Annotated in this window: 15 protein-coding genes, 1 tRNA gene and 1 pseudogene; 11 read left to right on the top strand and 6 right to left on the bottom strand. The window is 66.2% G+C overall.

Annotated elements, in window-relative coordinates:
- The first annotated feature begins 70 nt into the window (after nucleotides 1-70).
- Nucleotides 71-1261 carry a DUF1015 family protein gene (locus tag RM25_RS01380; RefSeq protein ID WP_036943086.1) on the top strand — a complete coding sequence of 397 codons (1191 nt, stop codon included), beginning with the start codon at nucleotides 71-73 and terminating at the stop codon, nucleotides 1259-1261.
- Between the two features lie 123 nt (nucleotides 1262-1384).
- Nucleotides 1385-2908 (top strand): succinyl-CoA:acetate CoA-transferase ScpC, encoded by a 1524-nt coding sequence (locus RM25_RS01375; protein ID WP_013160240.1) that lies wholly within the window; start codon nucleotides 1385-1387, stop codon nucleotides 2906-2908.
- Between the two features lie 227 nt (nucleotides 2909-3135).
- Here RM25_RS01375 and RM25_RS01370 read toward each other — a convergent pair whose 3' ends face one another.
- The 3 genes from RM25_RS01370 to RM25_RS01360 all read right to left on the bottom strand — a co-directional run bounded on the left by RM25_RS01370 (nucleotide 3136) and on the right by RM25_RS01360 (nucleotide 5769).
- Nucleotides 3136-3900 carry an SDR family oxidoreductase gene (locus RM25_RS01370; protein WP_036943082.1) on the bottom strand — a complete coding sequence of 255 codons (765 nt, stop codon included), beginning with the start codon at nucleotides 3898-3900 and terminating at the stop codon, nucleotides 3136-3138.
- Nucleotides 3901-3987: 87 nt separating this feature from the next.
- Nucleotides 3988-5037, bottom strand: a complete 1050-nt coding sequence (locus RM25_RS01365; protein WP_044635925.1) for a D-2-hydroxyacid dehydrogenase — start codon at nucleotides 5035-5037, stop codon at nucleotides 3988-3990.
- Nucleotides 5038-5115: 78 nt separating this feature from the next.
- Nucleotides 5116-5769: an HAD family hydrolase gene (locus RM25_RS01360; RefSeq protein WP_036943078.1), complete on the bottom strand. Its 654-nt coding sequence runs from the start codon at nucleotides 5767-5769 to the stop codon at nucleotides 5116-5118.
- Between the two features lie 507 nt (nucleotides 5770-6276).
- Here RM25_RS01360 and RM25_RS01355 point away from each other — a divergent pair.
- The 6 genes from RM25_RS01355 to tnpC all read left to right on the top strand — a co-directional run bounded on the left by RM25_RS01355 (nucleotide 6277) and on the right by tnpC (nucleotide 12661).
- Nucleotides 6277-7833 (top strand): hypothetical protein, encoded by a 1557-nt coding sequence (locus RM25_RS01355; RefSeq protein ID WP_013160236.1) that lies wholly within the window; start codon nucleotides 6277-6279, stop codon nucleotides 7831-7833.
- Nucleotides 7834-8017: 184 nt separating this feature from the next.
- Nucleotides 8018-8710: a hypothetical protein gene (locus tag RM25_RS01350; protein ID WP_044635924.1), complete on the top strand. Its 693-nt coding sequence runs from the start codon at nucleotides 8018-8020 to the stop codon at nucleotides 8708-8710.
- 86 nt (nucleotides 8711-8796) lie between these two features.
- Nucleotides 8797-8870, top strand: a tRNA-Gly gene (locus tag RM25_RS01345).
- Between the two features lie 791 nt (nucleotides 8871-9661).
- Entirely contained in the window at nucleotides 9662-10342 is a 681-nt protein-coding gene (locus tag RM25_RS11695) for a hypothetical protein (RefSeq protein WP_057374889.1), read from the top strand.
- Nucleotides 10343-10563: 221 nt separating this feature from the next.
- Nucleotides 10564-10821, top strand: coding sequence for a hypothetical protein (locus RM25_RS12510; protein WP_144406022.1), 258 nt, complete (start codon nucleotides 10564-10566; stop codon nucleotides 10819-10821).
- Between the two features lie 460 nt (nucleotides 10822-11281).
- Entirely contained in the window at nucleotides 11282-12661 is a 1380-nt protein-coding gene (gene tnpC / locus RM25_RS01325; protein ID WP_097784151.1) for an IS66 family transposase, read from the top strand.
- A gap of 823 nt (nucleotides 12662-13484) precedes the next feature.
- Here tnpC and RM25_RS01320 read toward each other — a convergent pair.
- A pseudogene (locus RM25_RS01320) lies at nucleotides 13485-14793 on the bottom strand (ISL3-like element ISPfr8 family transposase).
- A gap of 154 nt (nucleotides 14794-14947) precedes the next feature.
- Here RM25_RS01320 and RM25_RS01315 point away from each other — a divergent pair.
- From RM25_RS01315 to RM25_RS01305, 3 genes are all read left to right on the top strand, one after another.
- Complete coding sequence (locus RM25_RS01315; RefSeq protein ID WP_052809064.1) at nucleotides 14948-16483, top strand: hypothetical protein; 1536 nt, start codon at nucleotides 14948-14950, stop codon at nucleotides 16481-16483.
- Nucleotides 16484-16590: 107 nt separating this feature from the next.
- Nucleotides 16591-17388 (top strand): hypothetical protein, encoded by a 798-nt coding sequence (locus tag RM25_RS01310; protein WP_013160233.1) that lies wholly within the window; start codon nucleotides 16591-16593, stop codon nucleotides 17386-17388.
- A 198-nt stretch (nucleotides 17389-17586) separates the two neighbouring features.
- Nucleotides 17587-18621: an IS30 family transposase gene (locus RM25_RS01305; protein ID WP_044635816.1), complete on the top strand. Its 1035-nt coding sequence runs from the start codon at nucleotides 17587-17589 to the stop codon at nucleotides 18619-18621.
- Between the two features lie 344 nt (nucleotides 18622-18965).
- On the opposite strand, the gene RM25_RS01300 is transcribed toward RM25_RS01305, so the two are convergent.
- Both RM25_RS01300 and RM25_RS01295 read right to left on the bottom strand, forming a co-directional pair.
- Complete coding sequence (locus tag RM25_RS01300) at nucleotides 18966-19493, bottom strand: Dps family protein (protein ID WP_013160214.1); 528 nt, start codon at nucleotides 19491-19493, stop codon at nucleotides 18966-18968.
- Between the two features lie 157 nt (nucleotides 19494-19650).
- Nucleotides 19651-20493 (bottom strand): CPBP family intramembrane glutamic endopeptidase, encoded by an 843-nt coding sequence (locus RM25_RS01295; RefSeq protein WP_052809063.1) that lies wholly within the window; start codon nucleotides 20491-20493, stop codon nucleotides 19651-19653.
- Between the last annotated feature and the right edge of the window lie 39 nt (nucleotides 20494-20532).

Raw genomic sequence — 20532 nt, 5'->3', positions numbered from 1 at the left:
TTGTGTGCATTCCCTATCGGCATTGGCCGGAAAGATGCCAATGTCGGGGGCTGCTCGATAGCCTTGGCGCATGCCACGCTTCGAGCCTTTTGCTGCCCTTCGCTATGCCCCGTCGGCCGACCTCGACAAGGTGATCGCGCCGCCCTATGACGTGCTCAGCGACGCCGACATCGACGAGTTGGAGGCACGCGACCCGCACAACATCGCCTGGGTTGACGATCCCCGCGGCGGCGACGACCGCTATGTGAAGGCCGCCGCCCTGCTGCGCCAATGGATCTCCGAGGGCGTCATGGTCTACGACGACCAGCCCAGCTTCACCATCTATCGCATGGCCTTCACCGACGCCACCGGCGCCCATCGGGTGATCTCCGGGGTGCTCGGCGGCCTCGAGGTGGTCGATGAGGGCGCCGGCGGCGTGCTGCCCCATGAGCGCACCACGAAGAAGGCGGTCACCGATCGCCTCGACCTCACCCGCGCCACCTCCACGAACGGCTCGCCGGTGTGGGGACTGTCGCTGGCCCACGGCCTGACCGACGCCCTGGCCGCGCCGGGTGAGCCGGTGGGCGAGATCACCGTCGACGGCGTGCGCCACAGCGTCGAGCGCGTGGTCGACCCGGGCCGCGTCGCCAAGATCCAGGAGATCCTGGCCGCCGACGATGTGCTCATCGCCGACGGACACCACCGCTACTCCATCTCGCGCACCTACCGCGACGAGGTGCGCAAGGCCACCGGCCGCACCGACACCCCCGCCGAGCAGACGCTGGCGTTCGTCAACGAGCTCGTGGAGCACCAGCTGGCCATCGAGGCGATCCACCGCCTGGTCGACGGCATCAGCTGGGACGACCTCAACAAAGCGCTGTCACGCTATTTCGACATCGACCCGATCGACGAGGAACTGACGCCGGCCACGCTGTCCGAGATGGTCGCGCAGGCACGCCTGGTGCTGTTGAAGCCCGACGGCACCGCCTCCTGGCTGATCCCCCACGAGGGGGCCTTCGACGACATGCGCGCACTCGACGGGGCCTGGCTCGAGAAGGCGCTGGGCGACACCGATGCCCAGGTGACCTACCAGCACGGGCTGGACGAGATGCGCACGATGGTGGCCGACCATGCCGCCGGCATCCTGATCCGTCCCACCAGCCTCACCGAGATCATGCGCACGGCCCGCGAGGGCCTGTTGATGCCGCCGAAGTCGACCTTCTTCATTCCGAAGTTGCGCACCGGCTTCGTGCTGCGTCCCACCGCATCGGTGAGCGATTAATCCGCCATCAGCTTGCCTTTTCAGTCAACATGCCACGAGGGGTCGGGGCACGATAGCCTGACCCCGTGACGGCGCCGCCCGGCCGACGAGGGACGTGCAGCGCCACGGATCAGGAGAGGAAACATGAACGAACGCATCTCCAACGAGAAGTTGCGCGGAAAGATCATGACCGCCGATGAGGCCGCAGCCCTTATCCCCAATGGAGCCCAGATCGGCTTCGGCGGTTTCACCGGCTCGGGTTACCCGAAGGAACTGCCCCAGGCCCTGGCCAACAGGATCAAGGCAGCCCACGAGCGCGGCGAGGAATTCACCGTCAACGCGTTCACCGGTGCGTCCACCGCTCCCGAGCTCGATGGTGCCCTGGCCGGCGTCGATGGCATGCACTACCGCATGCCGTACCAGTCGGATCCGACGCTGCGCAAGAAGATCAACGACGGCACCACGCTGTACACCGACATCCACCTGTCGCACTCGGCCCAGCTGGTGGCCGAGGGCTTCATGGGCAAGCTCGACTTCGCCGTGGTCGAGGCCGTGCGCATCACCGAGGACGGGAACATCGTTCCCACCTCGTCGGTGGGCAACAACAAGACCTACCTCGACATGGCCGAGAAGATCATCATCGAGGTGAACTCCTGGCAGTCGCCCGACCTCGAGGGAATGCACGATATCTGGAATGGATATCTGACTCCCCCGAACCGTCCGATCATCCCGATCAACAATGTGGGCGACCGCATCGGCGACACCTTCCTGACCATCGATTCCGACAAGGTCGTGGCGGTCATCGAGACCACCGACCGTGACCGCAACTCGCCGTTCAAGCCGATTGACGACGATTCGCGCGCCATTGCCGGCTACCTGCTCGACTTCTATGCCAACGAGGTCAAGCACGGCCGCCTGCCGAAGAACCTGCTGCCGCTGCAGTCCGGCGTGGGCAATATCCCCAACGCCGTGCTCGACGGCCTGCTGCATTCCGACCTCGAGAACCTCACCAGCTACACCGAGGTGATCCAGGACGGCATGGTCGACCTGATCGACGCCGGCAAGCTGGCCGTCGCCTCGGCAACGGCCTTCTCGCTGAGCCCCGATTACGCGCACAACATGAATGAGAACGCGAAGAACTACCGCAAGTCGATCGTTCTTCGTCCCCAGGAGATCTCGAACCATCCTGAGGTCATCCGTCGCCTGGGCGTGCTGTCGTGCAATGGCATGATCGAGGCCGACATCTACGGCAATGTGAACTCCACCCACGTGATGGGCACCCGCATGATGAACGGCATCGGTGGTTCCGGTGACTTCACGCGCAACGCCTACATCTCGGCATTCGTGTCGCCGTCGACCGCCAAGGACGGCGCCATCTCGGCGATCGTGCCGATGGTGAGCCACGTCGACCACACCGAGCATGACGTGATGGTGATCATCACCGAGCAGGGCATCGCCGACCTCCGTGGCCTGGCACCGCGCCTGCGCGCCCAGAAGATCATCGACAATTGCGTGCATCCCGATTTCCGTGCGCAGCTGCAGGAGTACTTCGACCACTCGCTGGTGACGTCGAAGGCCAAGCACACGCCGCACGACCTGCGCCATTCCTACGATTGGCACCTGAACTTCATCGAGAACGGCACGATGAAGCTTTCGCACTACCGTTGATCGGTCGGACGCCGCATGCTGGCGTCCTGATCCATCAGATTGAACAACGCATGACCGAACAACGCATGACCATTGTGGCCCGGCCCCTGGGGGAGGTCGGGCCACAATGGTTTTCCGGGTGATGCCGATTGGCAGCACGGGATAGTGGACGCGGGTTGGCAGCTCGGCATGGCGATATGGGTTGGCAGCTCGGCATGGGCGCCGCCGATTATCGGAGGGAAGCCGGATCAGCGTCCCAGGTAGCCGCCGTCCACCGGGATGACCGCCCCATTGAGATAGTCCGAGGCGCCGGAGGCCAGGAACACCGTGATGCCCTTGAGGTCGTCGGCATTGCCCCAGCGTCCTGCGGGAATGCGGGCCGTGATCTCCCGGTAGCGGGGATTGTCCTCGCCCTGCAATGACGTGTTCAGGTCGGTGGCCATATATCCGGGCGCGATCGCATTGACGTTGATGCCGTGCGCCGCCCATTCGTTCGCGCACGCCTTCGTGAGCTGGGCGATCGCGCCCTTCGACGCGGCATAGGCCGGCACATTGGCGCCGCCCGAGAACGACAACATCGAAGCCATATTGATGATCTTGCCGTGCCCCTGCGCGATGAAGATCCGCGCGGCCCGCTGGCTCAGCCCGAAGGGCGCCTCGGCGTTCACGGCCAGCACCGCCCGGTATTCGTCGAGGGGATAGTCCTCGGCCCGGTGGCGGGTGATCATGCCGGCGGTATTGACCAGCACGTCGAGACCACCCAGCGTGGCGACGGCCTCGTCGAAGCCCCGGCCCCGTGATGCCGCATCGGACAGGTCGGCCACCACGCCGTGGCCCTCCAGCCCCCGGCGTGCCCACCCGGCCAGGGCGGCGTCGACCTTCGAGCGGGTGCGGGCCATGATCACCACCTGCGCGCCGGCCTCGAGCAGCGCCTCGGCCTGGCCGTGCCCCAGTCCGGAATCACCGCCGGTGACGATCGCCCGGCGACCGCTCACCCCGAACAGTGATGTCACGGATGGCGCCGTCGTGGGTGTTGTGTCGTTCGGCAGGTCCTTAGCCATTGTCGCCCCTTCCGGTGGCAGGTGGAATGAGCGCATTGCTCAGTAGAACTCGACCGTGTTCACCCGGTTGAGGGGCTCGCGGCCATCGAGGATGAGGGTGGCGCTGCGGGCGAACAGTTCGGCGATGGAGCGGTCCTCGTGGGCGTCCAGGCCGGCGGTGTGGGGACTGATGATCACATTCGGCAATCCCCACAGCGGGCTGTCGGTGGGCAGCGGCTCGTCGGCCACCACGTCGAGCGCGGCGAAGGCGAGCCGGCCGTCCGCCAGGGCGTTGACCATCGCGGCCTGGTCGATCACGGTGCCCCGTCCCACGTTGACCAGGATGGTGCCCGGCCGCACCTGCTGCAGGATCTCGGCGGACAGCAGCTTGTTGGTGCGTTCGGTGCCCGGCAGGGTGACGACGATCGCGTCCGCCTGCTCGACGGCCTCACCCAGCTGTCCGGTGGTGTACACGGCGGACACATTCGGGTTGTCGTGCACGGAACGGTTGTAGGCGATCACCCGCGCGCCGAGCGCATGGAAGTCGTCGATGCAGCGATTCCCGATGTGGCCCATGCCCGCCACGAGCACGGTCATCTGCGACAACTGGCGCATCAGGAAGGCCCCACCCCAGGTGCGGTCGTGCTTCTGGGCGGTCAGCCGGGGCAGCAGCTTCGCGCCGGCCAGCACCCCGAAGACCGCGAACTCCGCGAGCGGTGCGGCATGGACGCCCGCCGAGGTCGTGAAGGTGATCCGGTCGAGCTGCTCGCGGCTCAGCCCGGCCTGGCGCACCTGGGCTCCCCCGCCGGCGGCGGTGGTGTGCACCCAGCGCAGGCCCGGGTTGTGCTCGGCCGTCCACGCCAGCAGCTGGGGGCTCTCGCCGGGGATGCCATAGCTGGCGTCGGCATGGGTCAGCATGGCCCGGAAGGCCTCCTCCTGACGCGCGGTGCGCCGGAACCCGGGATCTCCGGCGTGGTCGCCGGGATAGCGCATCGGCGGCAGCAGCGACTGGTCACGGATGAGCTCGCAGCGTGGTTCCCGCGCTTCGATGAGTAGGCACAGTTCCTCGCTCAGCGGCGTGGCGACGGCAACTGTCAGGTGGTCAGCCATGGTGGGCGTCCTCTCCGGGGACCGGGCGCGACGACGGGCGACGCCCATCGGATGTGGGCCGCGCGGTGGCCCCGCCCTTCAGCCAAGCAGTTGGGCGCGCAGTTCGTCGGGGGCATCGGCAAATGCCAGGGCCCGTTGCTGGTGCAGGGCGTCGCGCTTGCCGGCGCCCCAGGTGACGCCGATCGCCGGAATGCCGGCGGCCTCGGCGGCCTGCAGGTCGTAGATGGCGTCGCCGACGTACACGGCGTCGGAGGCATGGGCGCCTTCGTGGGCCAGCGCGGCGAGCAGCGGTGCCGGATTGGGCTTGTGTTCGCGGGTGTCCTCCATGGCGGCCGCCACGTGCAGCGTCTCGGGGTAGCCGGCCACGCGCAGTCCACGTTCGGCCAGCTCGCGTCCCTTGGCGGTGACCACGGCGGTCCCGACGTTGTACACCGCGAGGTCGTCGAGCAGTTCGGGCAGCCCGGCGAAGGCGGTCACCATGTCATCGTGGTTGGCCTGCATGAACTGGTCGTAGGACGCGCGCAGCGCCTCGGCCTTGTCGCCGCCCTGCTCGGCGATGGTGTCGGTGAGCGGCAGGCCGATCCACGGGAGCACCGTCTCGCGGTCGAGCTGCTTGCCCAGCACGTCGGCAAAGGCGTGCTGCCACGCCGCCACCACCAGGTCGATCGAGTTGATGAGGGTGCCGTCCAGGTCGAAGAGGACCAGTTTCCAGGGGAGATCTTGGGTGCTCATGGCCCCAGCCTAGTGAGCCGGCGGGTCGGGTTGGCCGGTGACCGAACGGGGCGATGGGGCCCGCACGACGATGTGTTCACGGGTGCATTCCGTGCACGAATCGGGCGTCGGCAATCTGACAGCACGCACGATGCCCCAACCCCCTCGTCGGCTCCGACAAGGGCTGATAGCGTCAAAATCCCCCTGAACCACGCCGAACCACTCGTGACGCGGCTGGTGGCGGACACGGTTGTCTGCTCGCCGACCACGTCGGGACCGCGGATGGTGCGGTGCGCCCGCCTTCACAACGACGCGAGGACAGACCATGGCACGCACACCCCACGAACACGCCCATGCACCCCACGAACACACCCACGACACGCACCGACAGGCCCGCCCCGCGCGGCGCCGCGGCAAGCTCCTGCGGGCCGTCCTGGCCACGGGCCTCGCCCTGACGATGACCGCAGCGCTGCCCCCGACACGCCGCAGCCCCAGATTCCCGCGTCCACCGGTCCGCTCGCCGACTGCGTGCCCCTGGTCGGGGACTTCGTGAAGGGCTATGGCCAGCTGCCGCTGGGGCTGGTGGCGCCCACCTTCGGCAACGACGGCTATGACGCCCTGCCCGTGGCCAGCGACCCCTCGCTGCCACGCAGCGTCGACCTGCGTGACAACAGCCAGGGCTTCAACCAGAAGGTGGAGACGGCGCTGCGCGATGGACAGATCTATGTGCGCAATATCGGTGACAAGCAGTGGCGCGAGGCTCCCATGCCCTCATGCCTGGCCGGGCAGGTGGTTGGGATCTCCCTCAATGAGGACCTGCTGATCGCCCTGGACTCGCAGGGCTGGATCTACACGATGGGCAATCTGCTGTCCGACCCCTCGAAGTGGGGTTGGGTGCGTGCCTGGGGTTCGCCGTTCTGGTTCGGCGACGGCCTGCAATCACCCACCACCGAGCCGAACCGGTGGTCGCTGAGCGTGATCGGCAACCAGACCGACCGCACCTACACGATGCCCGACGGCACCCAGCAGCCGATCTCGCTGGCCAAGGTCACCCAGGTGACGGCCCTGAGCCCCGACGGGTCGAAGATCTACACGCTCGACCCGTGGCTGGCGCAGGACTACTCCTACGAGGTGGGCACGCCGTTCAATTCGCGGTTCCGGGCCACGTCGTTGTCGTCGTCCGGTTCGGTGCACTTCATCACCAATGAGTACGGCGACATGTACACGAAGCTGTCCGACTTCGATATCAATGGCTCGGACCCGGCGCAGTTCCGCTACACATGGCGTCCTGATGAGCGGCCCTCGGCCACCGATGCGTTGCAGCACCTGCTCGATCCGAGCACCGCGGCGATCCAGCTGCCGACGGCCGACTGGGCCCACCAACCGAAGGTGCCGGGCAGGATCACCGACCGCATCTCGATCCATTCCACCCATGCCGGCTCGGAGAATCGCGAGCTGCGGGTGGAGGGTGAGAGCGCCGCCGGCATGCACGGCTACTGGTTCAAGGCGCTGGATGACCCGGCCTGGCAGTTCGCCCCCACCGGCGAGGAGATCCAGGGCCGCTGGCTCGACAACTCCGAGCGTGATCGCAGCACCGAGACGCTCGTGGCCGACTCGCCCTATGACTATGTGGGCACCATGCCGACCGGCGGTGAGCTGGTGATCGACAACTTCGCCTATGCGTCGGCACGCCATGACGCGGCGTTGCGGGTGGGTGACAAGAGCTATCCGTTGGTGCTGCACACGGTCGACGGACGCTGGGGCACGGCCCTGTCGATGCGGATGGGCTTCGTCGGCAAGGAGGGTGCGTTCGGGGCGCGGCCGGCTGGCCTGGTGAATGCGGTGCCGCGCAACTACGCCGCGGCCATTGAGGTGCCCTACGAGACGATGCTGGCGTCGATCAGCGACCCTGTGCTGGGGCAGTTCATCGAACGCGACCTTGCCAACCAGCGGATGCACGAGGTGTTCCTGTCGGTCACGCCGAACACGATGAAGCTGTATGACTCGCAGCACCTGGGCGGCGACACGACCATTCCCAACTTCAACAAGCTGGTCACCCTGGGTGAGGCGACGCCGGAGGCGTGACCGTCCGGCGCCGGGATCCATGGCGGGGGTGATTGCGCACCATCACGGTGGCGCGATGGCTCCTGCCGTGGTCGGCGCACACAGGTCGTGTTCGGGCGGGACTTTCCATACCGGGCGCACAGCTGGCGGACGCTAGGCTGGCAGGGCATTCAGTGGCCGGCAGCACACCAGTTTGGAGGGGCCGATGAGTTCCCACGACGACGCCCCGCGCCGCACGGCGTCGGGCGAGGGCCCCGCCACTGCGACGACTGAGACGAGCGCTGGGGCGGAACACGCGGATCCGGAATCCGGGTCGCAGGGCTTCGGCACTCCGCCGGCCACGCCGATCGCCACCCTGCCGCCGCTGTCGCCGCATGCCGGTGGCGTGCCGGTGTCACCGAGGACCGGGGAGCCGGTACGGCGTCGCAGCATCGTCGCCACGCAAGTGGCCTTCTGGGCGTCGGCACTGTGCGCTGGAACCGGTTACTCCTGGTACTGGTTCCAGGCGATGCACAAGGGGCAGTTCCATACTGCATCGTGGGTGACGGGATGGCTGCATCCGCGCCCGGGTGGCATGTGGTCGCTCCTGCTCGCCTGTGGGTTGGCCGCGGTGGTGGCCGCGATGGTCGCCCTGCCCTGCGTCACCGCCTACCAGGCGTGGACGGGGCATCGCTTCGCACGCACCTTGTCCTGGTGGGCCCTGGGTGGATCACTGCTCGGGGTGCTGTTCAACTGGTGGGCCGTGGCGGCGATCCCGTGTGCGCTGGTGGGCGTGGTGCTGCTGAGGCTGGGGTCCAGCCGCGACTACTTCGCCGAATGGGACACGCTGCGCGCTCCAGCGCCGCAACCCGAGCTGCCGACAGACGTGTTCTACGGTCCCCTGCCGCGCTTCCAGTGAGTCGGACGTCGACCTGGGCGATGCCCGTGCGGTGGACTTCATCGCAGCGCGCTGATGCGCTAATGTCTTGGAAGCCGTAAGGCTGTGCGGGCGTAGCTCAATGGTAGAGCGCTAGCTTCCCAAGCTAGACACGCGGGTTCGATTCCCGTCGCCCGCTCCATCTATGCCTGAACGAGTGGTCGGTGCGCGGTTCGGTCGCAGGGAATCATGGTGCCCAGGAGTGCCCCCGGAGAATGGTTGCGGATCAATGTCCACCTGGCGCAAGGCCCAGACCTCGCGTCATGGGGAGGACTTTTACGTCGTCTAACCTGCAAAGGTCCTCTCCATCTTGGGTGACGGCCACGATCCGGGCACTCAGTGGACGCTTGTGCGGCAATGACGCCGCACAACTGCCCGCCCAAGGCCTGATCCGGCCCCATCCCAGCGAAAACGAAAGATGGGTGCGGCTAAAGCACCGAAGACGGTGCTTTAGCCGCACCCATCTTCTGATCCCGGGCCTCCAGGCCCAGAACCAGCTGGTACCTCAGCTCAAGTCGTCCTCATCGACCGCCTGATTGCACGCGGGATCCGAGTACGCGCGAGATCCTGCATGCCAGACGCGGACGACCCTTGCATGGATGTGCGATCGCGAAGAGAGCCTGATCGACCAGACTGTCGCAGGCCTCCTAATCCCGCTCGCGACGGTAGCGAGGACCCTCCAGCGAACCGCCAGTCCGTCCGAGGCAGCCGACGAACTCGGCGTTGGCGATCGCAAGCTTGCGAGGCGGCTTGGCCACTTCCATCCCAGTTACATCCCAGCGAACAGACTGTTCACAAAGGGGAGCTCGCAGGCGCTGTGCATTGAATCCAATGGAATGCCTGCGGCGAGGCCCGCTGCGGGCTAAGTTTCTGTGAGCGCAGTATGTCTTACCCATCATCAAGCTATGTACTCACCACGTTGAAGGAGCTCGCATGAGCACCAACCCATCTGTCCCCCCGACGCCTCCGCAGCAGGGGGTCCCGCCGCAATACGCCGCCCCGCAGCCGCCAAAGAAGACCGGACTGTCCACGGCGGGCCTCGTGCTCGGCATCATTGCCGTCGTCTTCGCCTTCATCCCCGTGATCGGCATGCCCGTTGCGATCATCGGTGGCGCCCTGGCGCTCCTGTTCGGCATCCTCGGGATCGTGAAGAAGCATGGCGGCAAAGCCATCGCAGCCACCATCCTGGGAGTCGCCGCGATCATCGTCGCCATCGTCGCAACCACCACGATCTACGGCGCCGCGAAGAGCGTCAGCTCCTCCCTCGCGTCGGCGAGCGCCAGCCTGGGCGACTTCACCGGCGAGAACACGGAGCAGCTGCTCCAGAACTCCGTGAACGTCACGATGGGCACTTTCTCCGTCGCCTCCGACGGCTTTACCACCCAGGTTCCGGTCACCGTGAAGAACATCACCGATAAGCAACACTCGTACTCGATCACGATCGCCGCCAATGCCGCCGACGGCTCGCAGGTTGCCACCGATTCGCTCTATGCGAATGACCTTGCTGCCGGGCAGTCCACTCAGCAGAAGGCCTTCCAGTTCGTCTCATCCGACAAGCAGGAAGCCATGAAGACGGCCACCCTCAAGGTGACATCAGTCTCGTTGGTGGGCTAGTCGCTGAAACAAAATGAGCCGCCGGCCATTGTGGTCGGCGGCTCATTCCATGCTCAGCCATCAAGCTCCAGCACGAGGCTGTCCTGCACCTTCCTGGGGGACGCGTGCCGCGTCGAGGTCGGTGCGGGCAAACTGCTCGGTCGCCGCGAAGCTTGCATGCTCGACGATCGCACTGATCACTGACTCCGGACTCTTGCAGCGAGCAGCAACGACACATTCGAGTGACGCGCTTCGTGGAAGACGCAGAAGCTTCGATCCTCCTGGTGGACCCCAGCGCCGGACTGGAATCCACACCATGCCCGCAGATCATGGACCCTCATGGGCGGCGCCACGAGCCAATGACTGCCTTCCGGGCAAATGACCTTGCAGCCGGACATCAGCGCAGCATCCGGCATGATGGGCTGAAGCTGCCGGTCAATGATGATCGTCCCTTTGGCGCGATCGGCGCGATCCCACGTCAGGCCTCGGGCCTCTCCTGACCAGAGCTCCGGCATGAGTGCGCCCGCTCCAGCTGTGTGTGGACGAGTGGTCGGTGCGCAGTTCGGTCGCAGGGTCCTTCAGCGGTGCCCCGCACACTGAGACCGCAAGCTCACCCGCTTCCGGGATCAGGAATCGCCGGACCCCTTATCGGGCTCCGAGATACTCAACCCTCTTCTTCATTGAGTCGCTGAGTCTCCAACCGGCCAGGTATGCCCACATCCCGGCGAACATCAGGACCGAGTCAATGACATCCGGCACCGAGAGCCAGGCGATGCCCGATTGGCGGAACAGGGAGGTCGAGGCCAGAAACAGGCAGCACGAGACCGTTATGAGAGTCCTGTACAGGCGTTGATTCGCCTTCCCTGCGCGTAACTGTTCAGCTGGTGGGTTCGGGGGTCTGGCGGGGTGTGCGGCGTGTCGCGTCGCTGGTCCGGGGGCTGGAGGTGGAGTATTCGGGGCATGCCGCGGTCGCGTAAACCCACCTATGACGAGCTGGTCGGGCTGGTGGCCGCCCAGGCGGCCCAGATCGCTGAGTTGGAACGCCAACTCGGGTCGACCTCGCGCAACTCGTCGAAGCCACCCTCGGCAGACGGGTTGGCCAAGCCGGCCCCGAAATCCTTGCGGCGCCCCTCAGAACGGCACCCGGGCGGCCAGCCCGGCCATCCGGGTGCGGCCCTGCGCCAGGTCGATCATCCCGATCACATCGTGACCCACGCCCCGGACCGGTGCCCGGCCTGCGGCGGGGTCCTGGACGAGTGCTGCGACGTGGGTGTGGTGGCCCGGCAGGTGGTCGACCTGCCCCAGGTGCGCGCGGTGGTGACCGAGCACCAGATCCTCACCCGCCGGTGCGCCTGCGGGCACCTGACGGCGGGGACGGCTCCGGCCGGGGTGGCCGCGCCGGTCTCCTACGGGCCGGCGGCCCGTGCGGCGATGGTCTACCTGGCCGCCGGCCAGTACATACCGATCAGGCGGGTCGCGGTGACCATGGCCGACCTGCTGGGGATGCCCGTGTCGACCGGGGCGGTGGCCGCCGCCGTCGAACAGGCGGGCGGTGAGCCCCTGGACGCCTTCACCGGCCAGGTGGCGGGCCGGATCGCCGCATCCCCTGTCGTCCACGCCGATGAGACCGGGCTGCGGGTCGCTGGGAAGCTGCACTGGGTCCACTCGGCCTCCACCGGTCAGTACTCGCATATCAGTGTGCACCGGCGGCGGGGCCGGGCGGGGATGGATGCCGCCGGCATCCTGCCCGGCTGCACCGGTGTGCTGGTCCATGACGCGTGGGCCCCCTACGACACCTACGAGCACGTGGACCACCAACTGTGCTGCGCCCACCTGATCCGCGAACTGGTCGCGGTGGCCGACCACCACGACGCCCACGACCCGCCCGGGGCGTTCTGCTGGGCCCGCCAGGTCCTCGACGCCCTCCTGCCGCTGATCCGCGATCCCCACGCCGCCGCAGGACAGGCCGACCCCGGACTGCTGGAGGCCGGGCGGCGTCTCATCGTCGACGCAGCACGACTGGGTGCGGATTCGGGAGTGCCCGGGAAGGTCGGGGCGAAGCACCGCGCCCTGGCCCGGCGGATCAGTGCCCGGATCGACGACTACCTGCGCTTCGCCACCACACCGGGCCTGGCACCCGACAACAACGCCGCTGAACGCGAGATCCGCATGGTCAAGGTGCATCAGAAGGTCTCGGGATGCCACCGCACTCTGACCGGCGCCGAGGGCTTCCTCCGGCTGCGCTCCTACCTGTCCACCGCCACCAAGCAGGCCTGCAACACCTACCAGGTCCTCGTCGACCTGTTCAACGGACAGGCCTGGACCCCAGCCACCACCTGAACAGTTACCCCTGCGCAGGCCAGGGTCAGGATCGTGGGAACCAGCACAACGAACAGCAATACTGCCAATTCAAACCAGATACCGAGAGCCCTGCCCTCGGTGTCATGTCCCAGGGTTCGGATAAGAATCGCAATGGACGCGAGGACCGCCGTGCTTGCCACGAGCAGCCAGAAGCGTCTCCGGACAGGATCCTTCGCCATGACGTCTTCTCCTACGATCGCTTGTCATCCGACGGCAAGGGCACGGCTTGGCATCGGCGCTGGAAGATGCTCTCCTCAGAAGGTAACTCTGGATTGGCCGACTGTCAGTGGTTTCGACGATCCCCCCTCGATCCGTGCGACCTGCGACCACGGCCGATCTGGCCTCATGGTGCATGCTGCACCACCGGTCGGAAGCAGCCTTCAAGGCATCGCCGGACGGCAATGTCCGGGTGCTCCCTGGTGCAAGGCCCAGGCCGCGCGTCATGGGGAGGACTTTTACGTCGTCTAACCTGCAAAGGTCCTCCCCATCTTGGGGGACGGCCCGATCCGGGCATGAAGTGGACGCTTGTGCGGCGATGACGCCGCACAACTGCCCACCCAGGGCCCGACCCGGCCCCATCCCAGTGAAAACGAAAGATAGGTGTGGATAAAGCACCGAAGACGGTGCTTTATCCACACCTACCCTCTGATCCCGCACCTCGAGGCCCCACCATGGCGTTTGGTGGACGCTGGATGAACCAGCTCCCGGGCGCAAGGATCTGCCCGACAGCGGGAACCGTCGCAAGGGACCGTTTCTCGCCCAGGCGCCACTCATTTGTCAGAGCGCTTGGATAACCGGCTCTTCACGATTGAGGGTGTAGTTGGGGTCTGAATCCTCCGGCCTCGAGGAGACTGCGGGCAATGTAGTTCGTCAGGTTTCGGAAGCCCAAGGCTGAGCCGCGCAGGTGTTCCAGTCGGCCATTGAGGGCTTCTGTCGGGCCGTTGGAGGTGTGGGGGCGCTCGAAGTAGGCCAGGACGTCTGTGGCGCGCCGCTTGAGGGTGCGCCCCAGGGTGATGATCTCAGCGAGGGCGGCGGGAACGCCGCGGCTGATGACCTCGATGACGTGGGCCAGCTGGGCTCGCCCGGCCTTGGGGTCGGGATCGCGGTAGGCGGCCACGATCTTCTGGTAGATGCCCCAGGTGGCTTCCACCCCGACGTGAGCGTCCTGGGCGAAGACGCCCTCCAGGCGGGTGCGTTGCTTGTCTGTGAGGAGATCCATCCCGGTGTGCAGGGTCTTGCGCACCCCGTACAGGGGATCCCCGGACCGGCCTCGATGTCCGGTGGTGTCTTGCTGGACGCGCTGGCGGCAGTGGTCCAGGGCATCGCCGGCGAGCTGGACGACGTGGAAGGGATCCATGACCTCCACCGCGTCGGGGAGTTCTTCCTTCGCTGCGGTCTTGAACCCGGTGAAGCCGTCCATGGCGACCACCTCAATCCGGTCGCGCCACGCAGGGTCTTGCTGGCTGAGCCACTCCTTGAAGGCCTTCTTGGAGCGGCCCTCCACCATGTCCAACAACCTGGCAGGACCCCTTCCCTCGCGCAGCGGGGTGAGGTCGATGATCACGGTGACGAACTTGTCGCCCCTGCGCGTGTGCCGCCACACGTGCTCGTCCACCCCGATCGTGGTCACACCCTCGAAGCGATGCTCATCGTTGATGAGGACCCTGCGTCCCTCCTCCAGGACGGAGGTGTTGGCGCAGTCCCAGGACACGCCCAGACCCTCAGCGACCCGGGCGACGGTGAGGTGTTGGACGACGATGCCCGCCACGGGCCCAACGCAGTCCGCCCCGGGACAGTTTCGAGCGCGGCTGGGCCGCCCCAGTGGTGTCCTGCCTCCACACACGCCCACACCCCGAACAGCGGTAGCGACGCACTCGCACCACCAGTGTCACCGGTCTCCAGCCCGAGGGCTCGTGGGCGAGGCGACGGACCACGGTGTCGCGGGGGATCCCTTCGCACCCACACTCGCGACACCACCGGTCATCGTCCACCACCCGGCAGGCCACCTCGCAGCGATCCGGGAGGACTCTCTGGCCCACCACCACGAGGCCGAGGTCATCCAGGCGGGCGAACGTGGTCAGATCGGGGGCAGCAAAGGTAGCGTGGGACACGTCGGGGTCTTTCAGATGGGCAGCGTAGGAACTCCCATCATCGGAAGACCCCGACCCTCACACCCACCCCGACACGCCAGCCAGACTCAACCCCCCGCTACACCCCGGATCGCGAAGAGCCGGATAACCTGTCCTCACTGACAAGGAGACCGAGATGAGCCTGCTCTACAGAGCCATGTGGGAGTCCAAGGCCGATGACTCAGCGGCCACAATCCAGGCCTGCCGAAACGCCTTCGACAGGTGGGCCAAGGAAACGGGAGAAGGGAAGTCGCGAAACTATGAGGTCCGCGACGAACTCACCGATCTCGATAACGCCCTTGAAGCGACCTGCACGGACAGTGGCAGCGACGGCCAGCTGTGGAAGACAACCGGCCGGTTCCGCGTTGTCGACGGAACGCTCAGTGCTCTTGTGGAGAACTCCTTCGAAGGTGATGACGTCACCGTGCGGATTTCGGTCGGCCGTCCCCGGGTGATCGCAGATCTGCTGACGGCGACGGGCGGCGGGCGGCTCGGCGGCTCGGCCCTCCTCGATGAGGTCTCCGAGTTGGACGCCGCGCAAGTCTCCGTACTGGTCGACTTCTTGAAAAAGACGGACCGAAGGCTCCCGGCGATCGTCTTCACGGAACCGCCCCCCAACGATGATTCCGGGCTTGACTGGAAACGCCTCGCGGCGCGGGTGGCGACCCGCTCAATGGGAACCGCCCAGGTATTCACCCTGGGGAACGCGGCAGTTACCGAGTTTCGCAGGCAGTTGGGGGACATGGCCGCCTGGGGAGGCGCAATCCGCACATATGTTCCCGCGCGAGTCGTCGAGGGCAGCCATATGCACCGGTTCCTGCCCTGGAAGTACGTTGTAGCCCGCCCAGCGGGTGCGACGGTGGATGGTCTGGTCTCGTTTGTCACGCAGCAGTCAACGAGGCGTCGCGTGCTGCCTGCACTGACCGGTCCCGAATGGGACAGCGCCTCCGGAAGTGACCTTGGCGCCGCCAACGCCGAGCTTCAGCAGCAGATCGATTCCTATGAGGACGAGAACCTGTCCTTGACCGAAGACTACGAGGAGGCGACGAGAGAGCTTTCGCTGGCCCAAGCACACCTCGAACGCCTGCAGAAGGTCCTGGCCGAACACGGCCATGCAGGGCTCTACTGGGGAGCGCAACACGCCGAATCCACGGACGAGGCGCCGGACATGGTGGATGCGATCAGCGAGGCCGTCCTCGCCGCGCAGATGTATCTTGCGGATGACCTGACCGTGCCCGAGAGCTGCAAGCGCGACCTGAAGAAACTGGACTCGCACATGAATAGCGCGGCGTGGGGCAACACCGCCTGGCGCGGTCTGCGAGCACTCGCGGCATTCGTCCGGGACCGACGGGACGGCTTCGCCGGGGACTTCTGGGCCTGGTGCCTTAAAGGACGCCCCGGTGGCTGGCCGGCGTCACCCAAGAAACTGTCGATGCGCGAAGGCGAGACGGTGGTCAACAACAAGAAGTTCCGCACTTGCCGCACCTTCGACATTGATCCCGCCGTGGACCGTTCGGGAAGGCTCTACATGGAACCACACCTGAAGATCGCCGAGGGTGGGGGCAATCTCGCTCCACGCATCTACTTCTACGACGACACCGCCGGGACGACCGGCAAGGTCCACATCGGCTTTGTGGGACCCCATTATCTGATACCCAACACCAAGACCTAGGCCGGCGGACAGCCACATCCACGCGCCTGCGCCCGGGAGTCCAGATCGAATTGCATAACGTCGACACCGACCCAGAAACTGTCAGTGCCAGCTGCCACGATGGACCCATGGACGATGACTTCCTGAAATCCATGGGATTCCCGGCTTCGTGGGAAGAGACCTATGACCTCCTGGATGATGACAAGCTGAAATCGCTCGCGCGCAATGAGCGGTTCGATCACCTCTTGGTCTATGCCGACCCGTCCGGCGCAAGCGTCTGCATGTTCGAAACGTCGGAGGGATTCTCCACAGAGACCTTCACCGTCAGCGGCCACGAGCGAGTCCCCGCCGAGGTGTGGCAGGTGTGGCCCGGCACAGCAGAGGTCAACGTTCTGGACGAGCAGGGCGAATTGATCACCCGGGTGCTGGCTTTCGTGGACGACCCCCACATGTACCCGTGGTACCCGTTGAAGGACGTCGGCGAGCCTGCGCGCTTCGACGGCTACCGCATGGGCGCGATTGCCGTGGACGTTGCGGTGTTCGACACGGTCGACGCCTGGCGGGAATCCCAGACGCCCATCATTACGGCAGGGGCGCCGGTGCATGATCCGGTCGCGGGCCTCCCCGACGAGATGTTCCTGGGGCCGACATTCGTCACCAGCCCCTGGCTCTTCGCGCTCTACTCGGGCGATGAGACGGCGGACAACGCCAGCCCCATCAGCATCTTCAAGGCAGTGTGCGAACGCGTCGAGACCGTGACCAATGCCCTGACCGGCCAGCAGTGGTACCGCATCGACGCCGATTGCGGATTCCCCGTCACCGTCGCGCTGCCCCTGGGCATCACGCCCACCCCGCGCGAGGGAAGCGTGATCGACGGCAAGGCGTTCCTCACCGGAACGACCGGTTTCTGGACCGACCTCGCGTGAGAGGCGAGCCGGCTGATCACGCGGCTCGCCAATACAAGAGATGCCGGGTCACCTGGCGCAAGGCCCAGACCACGCGTCATGGGGAGGACTTTTACGTCGTCTAACCTGCAAAGGTCCTCCCCATCTTCGGGGACGGTGGTGTCATAGCGTCGAAGCAACACTCCCGGTCGGCGGGGGTCTGATCGGTGGAGTGTGCGGATGGCGCGGGTGGGGTTGTCGTTCAGTGACAGGTCGGAGATCTCGACGGCCTCGAAAGCGGGCTGGTCGGTGCGGAGGATCGCCCGTCACCTGGGGCGTTGCCCGTCGGTGATCTTGCGGGAGCTTCACCGGAACTCGACGAAGACCCGCGGCTACCAGGCCGTGACCGCAGACGTCAGAGCGCAGCGTCGGCGGGCTCGCCCGCAGCAGCGGAAGGTCGCGGGGGATCCGGTGCTGCAGGCGAGGGTGGAGGCGGATCTGGCCGCGTCGTGGACGCCGAACGAGATAGCGGGCCGGTTGCGTCTGGAGGCGACAGACCCGACCGTTGAACGCATGGCGAACTCTGCTGACGCACGCGGCCGAACCGTCTCCGGTGAGGCTATCTACCAGTACATCTACGCAATCCCGAAGGGTGAGCTCGCCCGCAAGGGCATCTTCCTGCAGTCCAAGCGGACCAAGCGCCGACCACGTACGACCGGGCGGACGCGCGGTGGCCCAATCGTAGGTATGGTCCCGATCGCGGAGCGAGGTGAGGACGCCGCCCAGCGTCGGGTGCCGGGGCACTGGGAGGGTGACCTGATCATCGGGAAGAACGGCACCTCGTGCGCGGCGACGCTGGTGGAGCGGATGAGCGGGTTCACCGGGCTGCTGGCCCTGTCCTCGAAACACGCCGAGCCAACCGCTGACGCGGTCATCGAGTTTTTCAACGACTTGCCCGAGATGATGAAGGCATCGTTGGCGTGGGACCAGGGCAGCGAGATGGCCCAGCACGCGAAGGTCTCCCTGGCCACGGCGATGCCGGTCTACTTCGCCGATCCCCACTCGCCCTGGCAGAGGCCCAGCAACGAGAACACGAACCGGCTCTACCGGGAGTATCTGCCCAAGGGCACGGTGATCCCCGATCACCAGCCCTACCTCACCACCATCGCCGAGGAGATCAACAATCGACCCCGCCGCCGACTGGGCTATCTCACGCCCACCGAGGCATTCGCTCGACTGCTCGCCGGCGAGCCCCATGTTGCTTCGACGCCTTGACATCGCCGACGGCCTCGATCCGGGCATGAAGTGGACGCTTGTGCGGCAAGGACACCGCACAACTGCCCAGCCACCGACCCCAGCGAAAACGAAAGATAGGTGCGGATAAAGCACCGTCTTCGGTGCTTTATCCGCACCTATCTTCTGATTCCGGACCTCGAGTCTTCTGATCACGGACCTCGAGGCCCCCAGCGGCCGCAGGCGACGAACCAAATTGACGCGAACCAGGCCCGTCAACCCGCTCGCGGGCATGAAAAACCCCGGGCGCAGGCCTCGGACCCCGCGCCCGGGGTTGGTCTTTCAGTCGCTCACCCCAGGGGGTGCGCGAACACCACCGTCAGTGGTCAGTCCTGGGGCTGGCGCTTCTCGGCGGCGATGAACCATGCCTGCTGCTCGAGCTTGTTGATCAGCTCATGGAGCAGGTCGGCGGTCGACGGATCGGCGGAATCCACCGCGTCGTGCACCTCACGGATGGTGCGCGTGGTGGCCTCGATCGACTTCACGACCAGGTCGACTGCGTCGCTGGAGAGGATCTCACCGGCGGGCAGCTCGGGAAGGGTGGTGGTGGCGGAGACGACGTCGGTGCGGCCGTCCGGTGCCACGTGCAGCGCACGCATGCGCTCGGCGATCGTGTCGGAACCCTCGCGGGCGATCTCGACGACGTCGTCAAAGTTGCGGTGCAGGTCGCGGAAGTTCGGCCCCACGATGTTCCAGTGCACCTGCTTGCCCGAGAAACTCAGCGCAATCAAGTCAACAAGCACTGACTGCAGCGAATCACGAAGGATATCGGAGGCGACAAAGCCGCTCTCGGCGTTCTGAAGGTTGGTGGTGGAGACTTCTGCCTGATGAATCGCAGAAATGGTATTCGTCATATTCACTCCTCTGGCTCATGGGTTGCGCCACGATCCACCAAACTGATCGCGCGACGCACACCCCTATAAGATGTTGTCCCTCACACTGTACAACGCTCGAACCGCCGCTTTTATTCCGTCACACTCCGGTCCGATAGCGGCCAATCCCCCGCACAGCTCAGGGCTGGAACGGACTCGGACCCACCGCCGGAGCCTTCGCCACGTTGACGGCCCACTGGTCCTTGCCGCGGAACTGGCCGGCGAGCGCCAGCACCACCACGACCAGCGCCACGAGCGTCCACCCGATCCAGCCCAGGGGGCTGGTGGCCAGCACGCTCGGCGACTCGCCCGCCGCCACCACCAGTCCCAGGAAACCCGCCGTGCCATTCAGTGCGGCATGACCGAACACCGACGGCCAGATGTTGCCGCTGCGGATGCGCAACCACCCGAACAACGTGCCAAGGATCACGCACGACACGATCATGAGCAGCACGCCCAGCGCATCGCGTCGGCCGAAGTCGTAGCCCAGCAGGATGAGCGGCGCATGCCACAGTCCCCACATCGCCCCGCTGATCACCAGCGCAGGCCACGTGCCCAGCGGACGCAGCGATGACATGAGGAAGCCACGCCAACCGATCTCCTCGCCCACGGTGAACATCGCATTGGTGGCGGAGGCCGGCAACAGCATCACCAATTGCACGATCACCGTGGTGCGCACCGACAACGGATAGGTCTGTCCGGCCGGCATCTGCGACTGCAACACCTGCGCGAAGCCCGAGAAGTTCACCAGGTCGAGGCGCACGAGCCCCAGCCCGGCGGCGATGAATGTCACCACGATCGGCAGCAGGGCGGTGCCCACCAGGGCGGCCAGCGCCAACAGCAGCGTCCGCTTGAGGGGCCGAATCGGCCACATGCCCAGCGACGCCAGCACCGCGCGCCCCCGCACCCGTTGCACCACCATCACCACGAACAATGCCGCCACGGCAGGGGTGTACATCATGAGCGGGGAGAGCACGCCCATGAGCGGATTCTGGAGCCCTTTCCACTGATCCACAGCGGT

The sequence above is a fragment of the Propionibacterium freudenreichii subsp. freudenreichii genome, from assembly GCF_000940845.1.
GTDB lineage: Bacteria > Actinomycetota > Actinomycetes > Propionibacteriales > Propionibacteriaceae > Propionibacterium > Propionibacterium freudenreichii.
This window is presented reverse-complemented; position numbering and strand designations above follow the sequence as displayed.